General features: G+C 59.8%; 14 protein-coding genes. 8 read left to right on the top strand and 6 right to left on the bottom strand.

What is annotated here, in order from left to right:
* Positions 1–136 precede the first annotated feature (136 nt).
* The gene (gene rluD / locus G5306_RS11760; RefSeq protein ID WP_139461818.1) at positions 137–1,117 is read right to left on the bottom strand and encodes a 23S rRNA pseudouridine(1911/1915/1917) synthase RluD; all 981 of its coding nucleotides are present in this window, start codon (positions 1,115–1,117) and stop codon (positions 137–139) included.
* Between the two features lie 117 nt (positions 1,118–1,234).
* On the opposite strand from rluD, the gene G5306_RS11755 reads away from it, so the two are divergent.
* Positions 1,235–1,990 carry an outer membrane protein assembly factor BamD gene (locus G5306_RS11755; protein WP_216979924.1) on the top strand — a complete coding sequence of 252 codons (756 nt, stop codon included), beginning with the start codon at positions 1,235–1,237 and terminating at the stop codon, positions 1,988–1,990.
* Between the two features lie 290 nt (positions 1,991–2,280).
* Here G5306_RS11755 and G5306_RS11750 read toward each other — a convergent pair whose 3' ends face one another.
* The gene (locus tag G5306_RS11750; RefSeq protein ID WP_216979923.1) at positions 2,281–3,963 is read right to left on the bottom strand and encodes an ArnT family glycosyltransferase; all 1,683 of its coding nucleotides are present in this window, start codon (positions 3,961–3,963) and stop codon (positions 2,281–2,283) included.
* A complete protein-coding gene (locus G5306_RS11745) occupies positions 3,950–5,317 on the bottom strand; it encodes a UDP-glucose dehydrogenase family protein (RefSeq protein ID WP_216979922.1) in 1,368 nt (455 codons plus the stop codon). The genes G5306_RS11750 and G5306_RS11745 overlap by 14 nt, the downstream gene beginning before the upstream one ends.
* A 401-nt stretch (positions 5,318–5,718) precedes the next feature.
* Here G5306_RS11745 and arnB point away from each other — a divergent pair, with 401 nt between their 5' ends.
* Genes arnB through arnF form a run of 7 tightly spaced genes read left to right on the top strand, consistent with a single transcriptional unit; the run spans position 5,719 to position 13,145 of the window.
* Entirely contained in the window at positions 5,719–6,855 is a 1,137-nt protein-coding gene (gene arnB / locus G5306_RS11740; RefSeq protein ID WP_421312904.1) for a UDP-4-amino-4-deoxy-L-arabinose aminotransferase, read from the top strand.
* Positions 6,856–6,861: 6 nt separating this feature from the next.
* Positions 6,862–7,842: an undecaprenyl-phosphate 4-deoxy-4-formamido-L-arabinose transferase gene (arnC, locus tag G5306_RS11735; protein WP_421172616.1), complete on the top strand. Its 981-nt coding sequence runs from the start codon at positions 6,862–6,864 to the stop codon at positions 7,840–7,842.
* Entirely contained in the window at positions 7,839–9,830 is a 1,992-nt protein-coding gene (gene arnA / locus G5306_RS11730; protein ID WP_421209083.1) for a bifunctional UDP-4-amino-4-deoxy-L-arabinose formyltransferase/UDP-glucuronic acid oxidase ArnA, read from the top strand. The genes arnC and arnA overlap by 4 nt, the downstream gene beginning before the upstream one ends.
* The gene (gene arnD / locus G5306_RS11725) at positions 9,823–10,722 is read left to right on the top strand and encodes a 4-deoxy-4-formamido-L-arabinose-phosphoundecaprenol deformylase (protein ID WP_216952257.1); all 900 of its coding nucleotides are present in this window, start codon (positions 9,823–9,825) and stop codon (positions 10,720–10,722) included. Before arnA ends, arnD begins: the two co-directional genes overlap by 8 nt.
* Before the next feature lie 31 nt (positions 10,723–10,753).
* Complete coding sequence (gene arnT / locus G5306_RS11720) at positions 10,754–12,397, top strand: lipid IV(A) 4-amino-4-deoxy-L-arabinosyltransferase (RefSeq protein ID WP_421172618.1); 1,644 nt, start codon at positions 10,754–10,756, stop codon at positions 12,395–12,397.
* On the top strand, positions 12,397–12,741 hold the full coding sequence (locus G5306_RS11715; protein ID WP_216952259.1) for an EamA family transporter: 345 nt from the start codon (positions 12,397–12,399) through the stop codon (positions 12,739–12,741). The genes arnT and G5306_RS11715 overlap by 1 nt, the downstream gene beginning before the upstream one ends.
* Positions 12,738–13,145: a 4-amino-4-deoxy-L-arabinose-phosphoundecaprenol flippase subunit ArnF gene (gene arnF, locus G5306_RS11710; RefSeq protein WP_216952260.1), complete on the top strand. Its 408-nt coding sequence runs from the start codon at positions 12,738–12,740 to the stop codon at positions 13,143–13,145. Before G5306_RS11715 ends, arnF begins: the two co-directional genes overlap by 4 nt.
* A gap of 72 nt (positions 13,146–13,217) precedes the next feature.
* Here the strand turns inward: arnF and G5306_RS11705 are convergent, their stop codons facing one another.
* From G5306_RS11705 to G5306_RS11695, 3 genes are all read right to left on the bottom strand, one after another.
* Complete coding sequence (locus G5306_RS11705) at positions 13,218–14,546, bottom strand: CoA-disulfide reductase (RefSeq protein WP_421312903.1); 1,329 nt, start codon at positions 14,544–14,546, stop codon at positions 13,218–13,220.
* 98 nt (positions 14,547–14,644) lie between these two features.
* The gene (locus G5306_RS11700; RefSeq protein ID WP_005341918.1) at positions 14,645–16,045 is read right to left on the bottom strand and encodes an L-cystine transporter; all 1,401 of its coding nucleotides are present in this window, start codon (positions 16,043–16,045) and stop codon (positions 14,645–14,647) included.
* A 133-nt stretch (positions 16,046–16,178) separates the two neighbouring features.
* Entirely contained in the window at positions 16,179–17,465 is a 1,287-nt protein-coding gene (locus G5306_RS11695) for a serine dehydratase subunit alpha family protein (RefSeq protein ID WP_167557412.1), read from the bottom strand.
* Positions 17,466–17,719 lie beyond the last annotated feature (254 nt).

Below are 17,719 nucleotides of genomic sequence, written 5' to 3'. Positions count from 1 at the left end.
TTCACGCTCTATCGTTCAAATGGAAACGGGGCTCTTGGCTGCAACCAGTCAAGACGCCCCGTTTCAAGGTTCTGTGTGCTACGCGCTGTATCGGCGGGTTACGGCAGAAGTCGTCGCAACACTGCCAGATTCACCACTATTTCCAGACCAATTCATCCGGATTGGCGAGGGTATCCGCGCGCAACACCTCCATCAGCTCCACCATATCTTGCGGTGTAGCTGAGTGCCACTGCATCACTTCACCCGTGATGGGGTGAGCCAGTTGCAGCATGGTGGCATGCAACGCCTGGCGGTTGAAGTTGCGCAGTGCCAGGGTCAGCTCGGGGGTCGCGTTGCGCAGCGGGCGCAGACGGCCACCGTAAGCGGGGTCGCCCACCAGCGGGTGTTTGATGTGCGCCATGTGGACACGGATCTGGTGGGTACGACCGGTTTCCAGCCGCAGACGCAGACGGGTGTGGCCGCGGAACTTCTCGTGAACCCGGTAGTGGGTGACGGAAGGACGGCCATTGGGCACCACGGCCATATGGGTACGCTGGGTCGGGTGACGGCCGATGGGCGCATCAACAGTGCCACCTGCGGTCATGTGACCGATGGCGATCGCTTCGTACTCACGGGTGATCTGGCGCGCCTGCAACGCTTCCACCAGATGGGTCTGGGCGGGTACGGTTTTGGCAACCACCATCAATCCTGTGGTGTCTTTATCCAGACGGTGCACGATACCGGCGCGAGGCACCTCGGCAATGCCGGGGTAGCGGTGCAGCAGGGCGTTGAGGATGGTGCCATCCGGCGTACCTGCGCCCGGGTGAACCACCAGTCCGGCCGGTTTGTCGATCACCAGAATGTGTTCATCTTCATAAACGATGTTGAGCTCGATATCCTGGGCATCCCAGCGGGTATCATCTTCCAGCTCGACATTCACATGCACCTGCTGCCCGGCCAGAATCTTCTCGCGCGGGGTGTTGGCAACCTGACCGTCCAGGGTCACTCTGTCCTGTAAAATCCACTCCTTGATGCGGGTGCGGGAGTAGTCTGGAAACAATTCGGCCAGGGCCTGGTCGAGTCGCTGCCCGAATTGGTGATCCTGGAATTCGCCTGTCAGTTCAATATGCTGGCTCATGTATGGTCTCTTGAGCGGGGGGTATCAATTCGAAATAATCCGGGTATTCTAGCTTTTCTTTTAGCCAAGCATAACGGATACTTTGCCAATTTCGTGGAAATGGACCGGATGTTGTTGATGGGAAAGAAGTCTCACCTGCTGATGTCGCTCGCCTTGGTCGCTACCTTGATCACAGGCTGTTCCAGCACCAAACCCAAGGTACCCGACGAACCGCCGGAGACCCTGTACCAGAAAGCACGCCTCAAACTGGACGTTGGCAATTACGTGCAAGCCACTGAATTGCTGGAGGCTTTGGACTCTCGCTACCCGTTCGGTGCCTACTCCAACCAGGTGCAGCTTGACCTCATCTATGCCTACTACAAGCAGGATGATACCGCTCAGGCGATCGCCAATATCGACCGTTTTATCCGCCTCAATCCGGCGCATAAAAATATCGATTACGTCTTCTATATGCGCGGCCTGACCAACATGGCGGCGGATTACAACTTCTTCCAGAGCCTGTTCGGTATCGGTCGTGACGACAAAGACCCGGCTTATGCCCGTCAGGCATTCCAGGATTTCAAGACCCTGCTGCAAAACTACCCCAACAGCGTCTATGCCGCCGATGCCCGCGCTCGCATGATTGGCCTGAAGAATCGTCTGGCCCGATATGACCTGAGCGTGGCCGAGTATTACGTGAAGCGTGATGCACTGGTCGCGGCCGCCAACCGGGCCAAGCTGATTGTCGAGACCTACCCCGACACAGCCGAAACCGAGAAGGCACTGGAGATCATGGTCGAGTCTTACGACGCCCTGAAGATGCCGCAGCTGGCCAAGCATGCCCGCGAAGTGCTGGCCAAGAACTACCCGGAGAACCGTCTCGGCCGTAGCTGAGTGATACGGATAAACCGGTAATAAAAAAACCGATGCCAAGGCATCGGTTTTTTTATCTTTGCAATCCACCAATCCGGCTGGGTGAAGTTCCTGCAACCCATAGCGGTCGCGGCCCCTCACACCCCATCTATCCCATTCATTAGCCACCTGCGAGATGGCCGCATCGTGAAGTTCGCTTATCACCAAGGGTTGCAAACCCGCTGTCAGCCCGACGCCAGGCCGGGAAGAGCGGAACCGTCACCACACGGCCATATTGCCTCATACAGTGCCCCTGAATGGGAATAGATGGCTTAATGGCACTGTAATCCTGTCACCAGAGTCAGTAGTTGCCCTTTGTCCGAGCGCAGAGCGGTCTGGGCCAGCAACTGATAGGGAATCCCCTCCAGCAGCTTGACCCTCTCCCCGGCCGTACCATTGACCAACACGGCATCAAACCGGGCATCACGACAGGCAACCACATCCCTCACTTTCTCCCTGTCCAGATTCATTACCCGCATCTCTTCATAGGCAGATAGCAGACCAAGCTCCGTCTCCCCCAATTGCCAGCCGGCGATGCGATCCCGCTTCTCGAGCGGTATTCCCTCAAGCAACCGGGCCATCTTTCCCGATACTCCCTTGGCGGCATCGATCAAGGGGTAAACCAGTGTAAAGGTGAGCAGAAACATGATGGCCACCGAGCTGGCAACATGAGTAGCGCCATGCACCTCCTTGCGCCGCAACAACAGCGCCAGCGCAATCACGAAGAGCATACTGGCGGGGATATAACGCCACCCCAGCTTGCTGGCGACCTGTAGCACGTCTGCCGGAACATGACTGGCCACCGGTAGTGAAGGGCCCAGCAGAGGTAGCCCTATGACCACGACACAGAACAGCAGCATGAAACAGAGCCATCCCCGACCATAGCGAGCCGTCCATCCCGGCCAGTTCAGGCTGACCTGACCCAGCATGATGGCAAATACCGGCAACAACGGAAAAAGATAGAGGGTGCGCTTGGTGGATGAGAGGGTTAACAGCAAAAGGGTGCCCACTGCCCAGCACAACAGAAATAACCTCTCACGACTCCAGCGTCGCTGTTTGATGGTTTGCCAACCCCAATAGAAAATGAATGGCAACCAGGGGATGGTATATTCAGCCATCCCCAATAAATAATAGAGATAGGCCCCTTTCTTGATATGGCCGAGTTCGGTCGAGGTGCCTGTCAGGCGGCCTACCTGATTCTGCCAGAACCACTCATTCCATAAAGCATCGCCATCGACATGATTAATTAATTCACGAATCCACGCTGCCACTGGCAATATAAAACAGAGCAGCATCAGCAGATGCTGCCAGATAAATCCTGGCAGTTTTTTGTCGATGGCGGCACATCTTGCAGCGAAGAAGAATAGCGGGAACCAGCCAAAAAACACTGTCAGCGGCCCGATAGGACCTTTTGCCATAAAACAGCCCGCCAGCCCTATTCCAGCCAATATCGCCATCCACCAACGGCGTGCAAGGTAATATTCTGAAAATGCCCAGAGGGTAAATATGACAAAGAAGGCGAGCGCACTGTCCGTTCTGATCCAGTGCGTGTTGATAATAAATCCCTCCATGGTGCCCAGTGCGATGACCGACCAGAGTGCCGCAGACCTGTTGCCAAGCAGGCGATAGGCCAGCAGGCCGGTAAAAAGCAGCATACCCGCCGCCCAGACCACGCCCGCCAACCGCAGGCTATTGGTCACCCCCAGCCAGGATTCAAACCCATCAAGAAACGGCAGAGCGGCCATGTAAAAGAGTGGTGGCTTCTCGACAAAGCTGCGCCCGCCAAGGGTTGGTACCACCCAGTCACCACTGCGATACATCTCGAGTGCAATAGCCGCTTCGCGAGGTTCATCAGGCGTCCAGAGCTGATGGTCAAACTGGCCAGACAGCAGCACCAGTGCAACCAGCAGCAACATCCAGCAGAGAGTGCGCTGCGAAATATCAGCACTCTGCATGGCTCATCCCTTCTGCAATGGTCTCCCCACGCCCGATGGCATAGTAGGAAAAACCCAGCCCCTTCATCTTGAGCGGATCGTAGAGATTGCGACCATCGACAATGAGGGGGTGCGCCAGCATCTTCCTGATCTGGGCAAAATCGGGCGCCTTGAACTCGTTCCACTCGGTACAGATGACCAACGCATCCGCCCCCGCCAGCGCCGCCTCCCTGGTCCCCATCAGCGACAGCTCGGGCTGGCAACCATAGATACGCTGGGCCTCCTTCATCGCCACCGGATCGAAGGCCTGCACCCGCGCCCCCTCCTGCCACAGCGCCTCCATCAGCACCCGACTCGGCGCTTCGCGCATGTCATCGGTATTGGGCTTGAAGGCGAGTCCCCAGATGGCAATGGTCTTGCCTACCAGCGACTCGCCCTGCTCGTGAAAGTGGCAGGCCAGGGTGTCGAAGAGCTTGAACTTCTGCCGCTCGTTGACCCGCTCCACCGCACGAATAAGCGGCGTGTCGTAGTCGAGGGCCGCTGCAGTCGCCAGAAATGCCCTCACATCCTTGGGGAAACAGGATCCACCATAACCACAACCGGGATAGATAAACTGGTAGCCGATACGCTGGTCGGCACCAATCCCCTGCCGCACCAGCTCGATATCCGCACCGACCCGCTCGGCCAGTCCAGCCATCTCGTTGATAAAGCTGATCTTGGTGGCCAGCATGCAGTTGGCGGCATACTTGGTCAGCTCGGCACTGCGAACATCCATAAACAGAATGCGGTCGTGATTGCGATTGAATGGCTCATACAACTCACGCATGACGGCTCTGGAGCGCTCCTTACCGGTGCCGATGACGATGCGATCCGGACGCTGGCAATCACGGACGGCCGCCCCCTCTTTGAGAAACTCGGGATTGGAGACCACATCGAACTCGAACTGCTTGCCAAGCTCGGCCTGCTGCTCCATGACCCAGTGGAATACCTTGTCTGCCGTACCGACCGGCACGGTGGATTTGTTGACGATGATCACCTCATCTGAACGATGCAGGGCAATCGATCTCGCCACCGCCCTGACGGCGCTCAGATCGGCCGAACCATCCTCATCAGGGGGCGTACCGACGGCGATAAATTGCACGTCACCATGGGTAACCGCCATGGGAATATCCGTGGTGAATGTCAGCGAGCCATTTTGCAATGTCTGGTGTAATAACACATCCAGTCCCGGCTCATATATTGGTAATTCGCCATGGGATAATCTATTTATTTTATCTGCATCGAGATCGATACAAACAACCTGGTGCCCTACATCTGCCAATACAATTGCCTGTACCAGTCCGACATAGCCACTGCCAAACACTGTGATATTCATAACGATTTTTCCATAATGCGTAATGATGGAAACTTTACATCCTTTACTCAATTGCACTACGGGCAATTTGTAACAAGCAATGTCAATTCTGAATGACACCCAACCTGTTGAGCAATAGCAGATGATTTAGGTGGCGACAGTCAAAAAAGTGGCTAAACACCAACCTAAAATAAAGCCAAGCGATTTTTTGTTACGAGATATTTCCATATTAAGTCACGCCATCAAAACGGCAGTAATTGTTACCAAGTGTTGCTGTGCGCTTGAATAAAAACTCGTTATTCGGCTACTTTCAAAATATATCGAGCAATCTCGACACTTTCCCCAGGCATATTTCCAGTGAAAATCAGCAATGCAGATTTTCATCGTCATTTTATTTTTTGCGACATTAAGACCGGAGTCGTATGAAAGACTTTCTGCCATTCTCAAAGCCTGCCATGGGCGAGGCCGAGATCCGTGCCGTCAGCGAGGTGTTGCAATCGGGATGGATCACCACGGGCCCGAAAAATCATGAGCTGGAGCAGCGTTTCTGCGAGACCTTTGGCTGCCAGCATGCGGTCGCGCTTTGCTCCGCGACCGCGGGCATGCATGTCACCCTGATGGCGCAGGGGATTGGCCCGGGTGACCAGGTGATCACGCCCTCCCAGACCTGGGTCTCCACCATCAACATCATCACCCTGCTGGGGGCCACCCCGGTCTTTGTCGATGTGGACAGGGATACTCTGATGGTCAGCGCCGACCAGATAGCGCCGCTCATCACCCCCAACACCCGGGCCATCATCCCGGTCCACTACGCAGGGGCACCGGTCGACCTCGACCCCATCCTCGCCCTGGGTCGCCAGCACGATATTCCAGTCATCGAAGATGCCGCCCATGCAGTCGGCACCCGCTATCGCGCGCGCTGGGTCGGGGAAACCGGCACCGCCATCTTCTCTTTCCACGCCATCAAAAATCTTACCTGTGCCGAGGGAGGAATGCTGGTGACCGATGACCAGGCGCTGGCCGACAAGGCTCGCATGCTGAAATTTCACGGCCTGGGAGTCGATGCCTTCGACCGCATGACGCAGGGACGCAAGCCGCAGGCGGAGGTGATCATGCCGGGCTTCAAATACAACTTGGCCGACATCAACGCCGCCATCGCCCTGGTGCAGCTGGCCCGCCTGCCCGAGCTCAATGCCAAGCGGGTCGAACTGGTGTCTCGCTACCATGAACGTCTGGCCAACCTGCCGCTGGCACCGCTGGCCATCCCCACCTACCCCCATCTGCATGCCTGGCACCTCTTCGTGGTGCGGGTCGACCCCGAGCAGTGCGGCCTCGATCGCGATCAGCTGATGCAGGCGCTGCAGGAGCGAGGCATCGGCAGTGGCCTGCATTTTCGCGCCGCCCACACCCAGAAGTACTACCGGGAGCGCTATCCGGATCTTTCGCTACCCAACACAGAGTGGAACTCGTCACGGCTCTGCACCCTGCCCCTCTTCCCCGACATGACGCTCTCCGACGTAGATCGGGTTGTGGCAGCCCTGACCGACATACTGGAGTAACAATACGTGAACCATAACGACATCAAACGGGTCTCAGTCATCATCCCCGTCTACAACGAGGAGGCGAGCCTGCCGGAACTGCTGCAACGGGTGACCGACACCTGCGAGCAGCTGAGCCAGGATTACGAAGTGATCCTGATCGACGACGGCAGCAACGACCGATCCGCCACCATCATCAGCGAAGCCGCCAATCGCGAAGGGAGCAAGCTGGTCGCCGTGCTGCTCAACCGCAACTATGGCCAGCATGCCGCCATCATGGCCGGCTTCGAGACGGCAACAGGGGATCTGGTGATCACCCTGGATGCCGATCTGCAGAACCCGCCGGAAGAGATCCCGCGGCTGGTCGCCACCGCCATGGAAGGGTATGACGTGGTCGGCACCATCCGCCGCAACCGGCAGGATTCATGGTTTCGCAAGACAGCCTCACGCTTTATCAACAAGTCGGTACAGCGGGCCACCGGCGTCCAGATGAGCGACTACGGCTGCATGCTGCGTGCCTATCGCCGCCACATCATCGACGCCATGCTCTGCTGTCAGGAGCGCAGTACCTTCATCCCCATCCTGGCCAACAGCTTTGCCCGCCGCACCACCGAGCTGGAGGTGGGCCACGCCGAGCGGGCCCACGGCGAATCCAAATATGGCCTGATGCACCTTATCAACCTGATGTACGACCTGGTCACCTGCATGACCACGGCCCCGCTGCGCCTGCTCAGCATCGTTGGCAGCCTGGTGGCGGGGATCGGCTTCACCTTCTCGATCCTGCTGCTGCTGCTGCGTCTGTTACTGGGCGCCGACTGGGCAGCAGATGGCGTCTTCACCCTGTTTGCCATTCTCTTCACCTTTGTCGGCGTACAGCTGATCGGGATGGGGCTGCTGGGTGAGTACATAGGCCGCATGTATACCGATGTGCGCGCCCGCCCCCGCTACTTCATTCACCAAATCGTTCGCTCCACACCGGATGCTTCGCAACAGGAAACTCAATCATGAACGTTGTCGTCTTTGCCTATCACGATATCGGCTGCACCGGTATCGAGTCCCTGCTTCAGGCCGGTTATCAGATCCAGGCGGTCTTCACCCACGCCGATGATCCGGGCGAGAACCGCTTCTTCGGTTCGGTGGCCCAGCTCTGCGCCGAACATGACCTGCCGGTCTACTCTCCCGAAGACGTGAACCACCCGCTCTGGGTCGAGCGTATCCGCGAACTGGCGCCCGAGGCCATCTTCTCCTTCTACTACCGCAACCTGCTCAAGCAGGAACTCCTCGATATCCCGACCGTCGGGGCCTTCAATCTGCATGGATCCCTGCTGCCTGCCTATCGTGGCCGGGCGCCCATCAACTGGTGTCTGGTCAACGGCGAACGCGAAACCGGCATGACCCTGCACCGGATGACAGCCCGTGCCGATGCCGGCGATATCCTTGCCCAACAGGCAGTAACCATTGCCCACGATGACACCGCGCTGACCCTGCATGGCAAGATGCGCCAGGCAGCCCGCGCCCTGCTGGAAGGGGAGCTGGTCAAACTCAAGCGCGGTGACGCCACCTTCACCCCGCAGGACGAGAGCAAGGCAAGCTACTATGGTCGCCGCACCCCGGCCGATGGCGAGCTGCGCTGGGATAAGCCCGCCAGGGATCTCTATAACCTGGTACGTGCCGTTACCCAGCCCTACCCGGGAGCCTTCAGCTTCGCCGGTGATCGCAAGCTGACGGTCTGGCAGGCAAAGCCGCTGGCGATCCAGAGCGACCAGCAGCCGGGCACCATTCTCTCCCACGACCCGCTGCAGGTGGCCTGTGGTGAAGGGGTGCTGGAGATCCTGACAGGCCAGGCCGAAGGAGGGCTCTATGTACGCGGCGCCCAACTTGCCCGCGAGCTGGGGCTGATGGAAGGGATGAAGATCGGCGACAAGGCGAGCAAGGCCATGCGCAAGGCACGGCTGACCCGGGTGTTGATCCTCGGCGTCAACGGCTTTATCGGCAACCACCTCACCGAGCGCCTGCTCAAGGATGGCGGCTACGAGGTCTATGGCCTCGACATCGGCTCCAGCGCTGTGGAACGCTTCATCGGCCACCCCCACTTCCACTTCGTGGAGGGGGACATCAGCATCCACACCGAGTGGATCGAGTACCACATCAAGAAGTGCGACGTGATCCTGCCGCTGGTGGCCATCGCCACCCCCATCGAGTACACCCGCAACCCGCTGCGGGTGTTCGAACTCGACTTTGAAGAGAACCTCAAGATCGTCCGCTACTGCGTCAAGTACCACAAGCGCATCATCTTCCCCTCCACCTCCGAGGTGTACGGGATGTGCGACGACCACAGCTTCGACGAAGATGAATCCCGCCTCATCGTCGGCCCCATCAACAAACAGCGCTGGATCTACTCGGTCTCCAAGCAGCTGCTGGATAGGGTGATCTGGGCCTACGGCAAAAAAGAGGGGCTCAACTTCACACTGTTCCGTCCCTTCAACTGGATGGGCCCACGCCTCGACAGCCTGGACTCTGCCCGCATCGGCAGTTCCCGCGCCATCACCCAACTGATCCTCAATCTGGTGGACGGCACCCCGATCCAGCTGGTGGATGGCGGCGCCCAGAAACGCTGCTTCACCGATATCGAGGATGGCATTGAAGCCCTGTTCCGCATCGTCGAAAACAGGGGCAATCGCTGCAACGGCCAGATCATCAACATCGGCAACCCGGATAACGAGGCGAGCATTCGCGAGATGGCCGAGGTGCTGCTCGCCAAGTTCGAGGCCCACCCGTTGCGCCACCACTTCCCGCCATTTGCCGGCTTCAATCTGGTGGAGAGCAAGTCCTTCTACGGCGACGGCTATCAGGATGTCTCCCACCGCCGCCCGAGCATCCGTAATGCCCGCAAGCTGATCGACTGGGAACCGACCATCGAGATGGAAGAGACCATCGGCAAGACGCTGGACTTCTTCCTGCAGGGGGCGGTCACGACGGGAGTCGAGCATGACTGAAGTGGGTCTGCGGATCGACGTCGATACCTTCAGGGGAACCCGTGACGGGGTTCCCCGCTTGCTGCAACTGCTCGACAAGCATCAGGTGAAGGGGAGTTTCTTCTTCTCGGTTGGTCCGGACAACATGGGGCGCCACCTGTGGCGCCTGCTAAAACCCCGCTTCCTGCTCAAGATGCTGCGTTCCAACGCCGCATCCCTCTATGGGCTCGATATCCTGCTGGCTGGCACCGCTTGGCCCGGCAAGTCCATCGGCAGAGAGCTGGGTTCCCTGATGCGCGACACCGATAAGGCGCACCATGAGGTGGGGCTGCATGCCTGGGATCACCACGGCTGGCAGGCCAATACCGGTCGCTGGGACGAAGCCGAACTGATCCGCCAGACCCGGCTCGGAGTCGATGCCCTGAGCGAGATCCTGGGGCGCGAAGTGGATTGCTCCGCCGCCGCCGGCTGGCGAGCCGATCCCCTCACCACCCAGGCCAAGGAGCAGTTCGGCTTTCGCTACAACAGTGACTGCCGTGGCTGCGGCCTGTTCCGTCCCATTCTGGAGGATGGTCGGCCCGGCACCCCGCAGATCCCGGTCAACCTGCCCACCTTTGACGAGGTGATTGGCAGCCAGGTGACGGCCGAGCGCTTCAACCACTTCCTGCTGGAGCAGCTGACTGCGGCACCGCAACCGGGCCCCCATGTCTACACTATCCACGCCGAGGTGGAGGGGATCGTCATGGCCGAGCAGTTCGATCTCCTCCTCGATGAAGCCAGGTCGCGCGGCATCCACTTCATCCCCCTTGGCAACCTGCTTCCCCCCGACCCAGCCCTCTTGCCGACCAGCCATCTGCTGCGCGGCTCCCTGCCAGGACGCGAAGGGTGGCTCGGTTGCAAGATGACGCCATGAACCCGCTCGCCAGATTGCAACAGAGAATCTCATGAAGATGACCCGATGGGCCCTGCCCCTTTTCTTCCTCGCCTTTTACCTGCTGCCACTCAACCAGCGGATGCTGTGGAGCCCGGACGAAAACCGTTACGCCGAGATCAGCCGGGAGATGATCACCACGGGTGACTGGGTGGTGCCCCACTTCCTTGGCCTGCGCTACTTCGAGAAACCCATCGCCGGTTACTGGTTCAACAGCCTCAGCCAGCTGCTGTTTGGCGAGAGCAACTTTGCGGTCCGCTTCGCCTCGGCCGCAGCCACCGGCCTGAGCGCCCTGCTGATCTTCTGGTTCGCTCTGCAGCTGTGGCAGTGCCGGCGTACAGCGTGGTTCGCCAGCCTGATCTATCTCTCGACCCTGATCGTCTACGGCATCGGCACCTACAGCGTGCTGGATGCCATGGTCACCCTCTGGCTCAATGCCGCCATGGTGAGCTTCTACCTCATCCGGCAAGAAGGGCCGCCCGGTCGCAGAGTGGCAGGCTATCTGCTGTTCGGCCTCGCCTGCGGCATGGGCTTTCTCACCAAAGGCTTTATCGCACTGGCGGTACCCGTGGTAGCCATCATGCCCTACGCCATCTATCAGCGCCGCCTGCGCGAGCTGGTATGTTTCGGGCCGCTGGCCATCCTTAGCGCGGCTCTGCTGGTCGCCCCCTGGGCCATCGCCGTACACCTGCGCGAGCCGGACTACTGGCACTACTTCTTCTGGATTGAGCACATCCAGCGCTTCGCCTCGGAAGATGCGCAGCACAAGGCGCCATTCTGGTACTACCTGCCGATGGGGCTGCTCGGCACCCTGCCCTGGCTCGGCCTGCTGCCGGGGGCACTGAAGCAAGGATGGCAAGCGCGCAAGAACAGCCCGGAAACCCTCTATCTGTTGGCCTGGGTGGTGTTGCCGCTGCTCTTCTTCAGCATTGCCAAAGGCAAGCTGCTCACCTATATCCTGCCCTGTTTCGCCCCGCTGGCCATGCTGATGGCCACCAGCGCCGTGGACAAAATCAAGGAAGGTAAAGAGCGGGCCTTCAAACTCAACGCCTGGCTGAACGGCCTGTTCGGCCTCATCGGACTGGTAGTGCTGACCGTGCTGGCTTTATCCCGCGACCACGCCATCTACGGTGAAGAGGATCACGGGGCACTGTCGGTGGCCATGGCCATCTTTATCGGCTGGTCCCTGCTCGGACTCATCCAGTTGCAGGCGGTCAGTCGCCGCTGGGTCCTGAGCGCGCTCTGCCCCATGATACTGGCCATCGGCCTGCCCTGGGCGCTGCCGCAATCACTGATCGACTCAAAGCTGCCAGAGCGTTTCATCGAGACCAATCAGGCCGTGCTGCAGGGTTCAGAGACTCTGCTGGCCAGCGATCCGGGACTGGCATCCGCTCTCGCCCGGAGCACACGGCGCGGCGAGATCATGCTGTTCGACGACAAAGGAGAGCTAGCTTACGGCCTGGGCTATCCGGATGCCAAGGGCCGCTATGTTGCCCGTGCAGAGTTCCCGAGATGGTTGGCACAAGCGCGCGAGAAGGGGCAAGTTGCCCTGCTGATGAAGACCGATCACGACGGAGAGACCGGCCCTCTGCCCCCTGCCGACGAGACCCTCGTCAGCCACCGGCTGACCCTGCTCATCTACCATGGAGTACGCTGATGGATATAGTGCTGCTATTACTGGTGTGCCTGCTGACCAGCAGCGGCCAGATGCTGCAAAAGCAGGCCGTTATCTGCTGGCAGCGTAACCCCTGTAACCACCTGCAAAAGCTGCGTTCCCCCTGGCTTGTTGCCAGCGTGGCAGCACTTGGCAGTGGCATGCTGCTCTGGATTTATCTGTTGCAACGACTGCCGCTGAGCATGGCCTACCCCATGCTCAGCATTAATCTGGTGCTGGTGCTGCTCGGCTCACGCCTCTTTTTCCACGAGCCGGTGAGCAGCCACAACTGGCTGGGGGCTGCCACCATCATCGTCGGCGCCCTGCTGCTGGGAGGCCTGCGATGAAGGGCTATCTCTACGTGTTAGGCAGCATAGTGCTGGTGACGGTGGCGCAGCTCTGCATGAAGTGGGGAGCGATCAGCCTCCCTGCATGGCAGGCCGATCCCGCCGTGATGCTGGCTCACCCCCTGCCACTCCTCACCATCGTCATCGGCATCCTCTGCTACGGGCTATCGCTGCTCTGCTGGCTGGCCGCGCTGCACTCCACACCGCTCAATATCGCCTACCCACTGCTCAGCACCAGTTACGGGCTGGTCTATCTGCTGGCGGTGAGCATGCCGGTCTTTGCCGAACCGCTGGTGGCAAGCAAGGCGGCAGGTGTTGCGCTTATCTTCTTCGGCGCCGTGCTGGTCGGCAGCAAACCGGCGACAGGCAAGCCGGAGCGGCAAGATCCCCCTGCCAATCCCTGAGGCAGCTTTAAACAAAAAGAAGAGGCGGCCCCCTGTGCCGCCTCTTCTCATTTTCCGCCTGACCAGCGCCTGTTAATTCGCGACGTTGCCCGCCACGTTCAGGGCATCCCAAGTGCGGGAGAAGGGCGGCGCGTAGGCAAAGTCCAGCATGCCGAGCTGCTCGGTGGTCACCCCCATGGTGATGGCCACCGCCAGAGCGTCGATGCGGTGGACCGCCCCCTTGCGACCGAGGATCTGGCCACCCAGCAGCCGCTTGCTGCCCGCCTCGTAGACCAGCTTGACGTGGATGTCGGACTGACCCGGGCAGTAGTTGGTGTGGCACTTGTCCTTGATCACCACTGTGCGATAGTCGATGCCCATCGCCTTGGCTTCCTGCTCGGAGAGGCCGGTACGGCCCGCCTCCAGCCCCAGCACCTTGAGCGCGGCAGAGCCGAGGGTGCCCGAGAACTCCTGCTCGGCACCCGCCAGGTTCTCGCCTACCATGCGCCCCAGCTTGTTGGCGATGGTGGCGAGCGGTACATAGACCTGCTGCTGCTTCACGCTGTGCCAGACGCTGGCACAGTCACCGGCCGACCAAACGTTGGCCAGCGAGCTGCGTCCCTGACGATCCACCTTGATGGCGCCGTTACCGAGCCGCTCGATGCCGGTATCGGCCAGAAACTCGGTGTTGGGCTTGACCCCGGTGCAGACCACCACGATATCGGCCTCGTACTCGCCATGGCTGGTGCGCACGCCGGTCACCCGACCATCCCCCAGCAGTGCTTCAACTCGCTCACCCAGATGAAGAGAGACCCCCTGCTCACGCAGTTCGGTTTCGATGTGCTGGGTGATCTCGCCATCAAACGCGTCGGGGATGACCCGATCCGCCAGCTCGATCAGACGCACCTCCTTGCCCTGATGGACCAGCGCCTCGACCACTTCCAGCCCGATAAAGCCGGAGCCGATCACCAGGGCGCGGCGATTATTCTTGTCTTGCACCGCAGCTTTGAGCGCCAGCCCGTCGGTCATCCGGCGCAGACCGAATACCCCTTTCTGCTGCAGACCGGGGATGGGGGGCATCACTTCGCGGGCACCTGTGGCGATCATCAACCGATCGTAGCGATCGGTGAAGGTGTCGCCGTTGTGCTCCACCTGCAGGGTCTGGGCAGTTGCGTCAACGCTCAGCACCCGATGGCCAATCTTGACCTCGATCCCCTTGGCGGCGAACTGCTCGGGTGTGAACTCGGCCATGTAACCGGGCTCCTGAAACTCGTCGCCGACGAAATAAGGCAGACCGCAAGCACCGAAAGAGATCACTTCGGAGGCCTCATACACCACGATGTCGGCATCTTTGGCCAGACGGCGCGCCTTGGCCGCCGCACTCATACCAGCGGCTTCGCCACCGATGATCAGAATTCTCATTGTTTTTCCTCTCAATGGCGCAGGGAGGGCATGCCCTCCCTGCGGTCTATGACGGGAAAGAGTTGCCCCTTTCCACGGGCAGATCAACCGACAGCAAATCAGACGGTGGACTCTTCGCCGTCCAGACTCACTTCATGATCGCTGTTGAACACATGCATGTCGGTCTCGCCCATCAGGCGGCTGGTGACCGTCCCTGCGGTGATGGAGCCGGAAACGTTGAGCGCGGTACGGCCCATGTCGATCAGCGGCTCGATGGAGATGAGCAGACCGGCCAGCGCCACCGGGAAGTCCAGCGCGGAGAGCACAATCAGCGCGGCAAAGGTGGCGCCGCCGCCAATGCCGGCCACCCCGAAGGAGCTGACGGTGATGATGGCGATCAGGGTCATGATAAAGCCGGGATCCATCGGGTTGACCCCGACGGTCGGGGCAATCATCACGGCCAGCATGGCCGGATAGATACCGGCACAGCCGTTCTGGCCGATGGTGGAACCAAAGGAGGCGGCGAAGTTGGCGATCCCCTCAGGAATACCCAGCGATTTGGTCTGGGTCTGCACGTTCATCGGGATGGAGCCCGCACTGGTGCGCGAGGTGAAGGCAAACGCCAGCACCGGCGTGATCTTCTTGAGGAAGCGCAGCGGGTTGATGCCGACCATGCTCACCAGCAGCAGGTGCACGACAAACATGATGGCGATGGCGCCGTAAGAGGCCATCACAAAGCTGAGCAGGTTAAGAATATCCGCATAGTTGGAGCCGGAGACCACCTTGGTCATCAGCGCCAGCACGCCGAACGGGGTCAGGCGCAGCACCAGAGTCACCATTCGCATTACGATGGCATGCGCCACGGCCACGAAGTGGCTGAAGCTGGCGAAGATCTCCGGCTTCTTGCGGGCGATGCCGGTGGCGGAGAGGCCGATGAAGATGGAGAAGATCACCACGGCGATGGTGGAGGTCTTGCGCGCGCCAGTCATGTCTAGGAAGGGGTTGGCGGGAATGAACTCCAGCATCATCTTGGCAAACGACATGCTCTCGACGCTGCCGAGGGTGGTCTGCAGCGCGGCGCCCCGGGCGCTTTCGGCGGCCCCGGAGGTGAGCCCTTCAGCGGTCAGGCCAAACAGGTTGGACATCAGGATGCCCGCCCCGGCGGCGATGGCGGTGGTGAAGATCAGCACGCCTATGGTCATGGCGCTGATCTTGCCCAGCGCAGTGCCGCCATTGAGCTTCAAGATAGCGCTGATGATGGAGACCATGATCAGCGGGATGATGATCATCTGCAGCAGCTTCACATAGCCGCTACCCACGATATCCAGATAGTCGATGGTCTGAACAATGACGGGCGAACCTGCACCGTAAAGCAGTTGCAACGCGGCGCCGAACAGAATACCGAGCCCCAGACCGGCAAATACCCGGCGGGTGAAGCTCACATGTTTTTCCTGTAACCGGTAGAGAAAGAACAGCAAGATGGCGGCGATGGCCAGATTGCCGATAACGCTAAATGTCATGGTATGACTCCCCAAAAAGCGGGCTTGCGCCCGAGAAACAAGAGCAAGCGCCATGCTTGCCCTGGCAACCGTGTCAGACGGTCTGCGCCGTCGTGACAAGAACAAGGGGGTCTATCGCCCCCTTGTCACAGATTCACTGCTTCTGCTGTTTCGCTCGCATGATGTTGATGATTTCGATGTCGGTATCCAGCATCCCCTCTTTGGAGAGGCGGCCCAGATTGGCGATGGTCTGGTCCACATCGTCGGAGACGATCCCCTCGCTCTGGGGGACATGCAGATTGTTGATGGCCATCAGGGAGGATTTCACCGCCGCCGAGGTGGAGGTAGAGACCTTCATGGAGCAGGCGCTGCCGGCGCCGTCACAGATGATGCCGGAGACATCGCCAATCATGTTGTTGATGCAGTGGCTGATCTGCTGATACTGGCCGCCCAGCAGCCAGGTGATGGCGGCACCGGCCCCCATGGCGGCGGTACTGGCGGCACAGAGGGCCGACAGCTTGTTCTGATAGGTCTTGATGTAGATGGCCACCAGATGGCTCATCACCAGTGCCCGGGTCAGCTGCTCGTCGCTCGCCTTGAGGAAGCGGGCAGCCGCGACCACAGGCATGGTGGCGGCAATGCCCTGATTGCCGGAACCGGAGTTGGACATGGCGGGCAGCATGGCACCATCCATCCGCGCATCGGAGGCAGCGGAGGAGAGGCGCATCGCCAGGGTCATCAGGTCATCGGAGAGCAGCTTGCGCTCCACCTGCTCGGTGAGGATCTTGCCGATCTTCAGGCCGTAACCCTGCAACCCTTCGTCCGCCAGCGCCTGATTCATGGTGGCGGCCTCGCGGATAAAGTCGATCTCCGCCAGCGGCACTTCCAATGCAAAATCGACGATCTCCCGCAGGGTCATGGCCGGTTTGGCGGATTTGGCTGGCTGGATCTGCACGCCGGGGGCACTGGCCTGCTCCATCAGAACCTCGCCATCCTTCTCCATCAGGATGATGCGGGTGTGGTCGGTACAGATCACCACCCGGGCGCTATGGCCCTCCACTTCGGCCAGCACCTCGGCGTAGAGCACGTCAGGCACATCCTTCACATCCACCTTGATGACCGGCAGCAATGCCTTGGCCGCTTCCACCTGTTCTGGTGTGAGGGTCTTGAGCACCTCCAGCCCGGCATCGGGATTGCCGCCGGTGATGCCGACCGCAGCGGCCACCGGCAGACCGATCATGCCGGTACCCGGCACCCCGACCCCCATGCCGTTCTTGAACAGATTGCCACTGACCCAGACGCTGATGCGGGTCGGGGTCTCCCCCAGCAGCTTGCGGCAGTTGGCCGCTGCCAGCGCCACCGACATCGGCTCGGTACAGCCCAGTGCCGGCACCACTTCACGCTTGAGCAGGGTAATAAAGTCGGTCCATTGTGGTTTCATCTGTGCATTCTCATCTTGGTGGCGCAATGCCTGTCATCGCCACAGGCAACAGCATGGCAAAAAAGGGTGACACGGGATCAACATCAAGCAGGAGCGCGTCGCCAAGGCGTCGCGAGAGAGGTGGCCGTCTGATGACTGCCCCATGCAAATCAACTTAATTTGATTCTAATATCAATAAAATCAAATTAAGTTGCGCAACATCGCTTTTTTAGCGCCATTATGCCCGTCTTTTAACAAAGCGCGACAATTTGTGA

Source organism: Aeromonas sp. 603404 (genome assembly GCF_049171775.1).
In the GTDB taxonomy this organism is placed as follows: domain Bacteria; phylum Pseudomonadota; class Gammaproteobacteria; order Enterobacterales; family Aeromonadaceae; genus Aeromonas; species Aeromonas veronii_A.
Note: the sequence above shows the minus strand (reverse complement) of the source record. Positions and strands in the feature narration are given on the sequence as shown.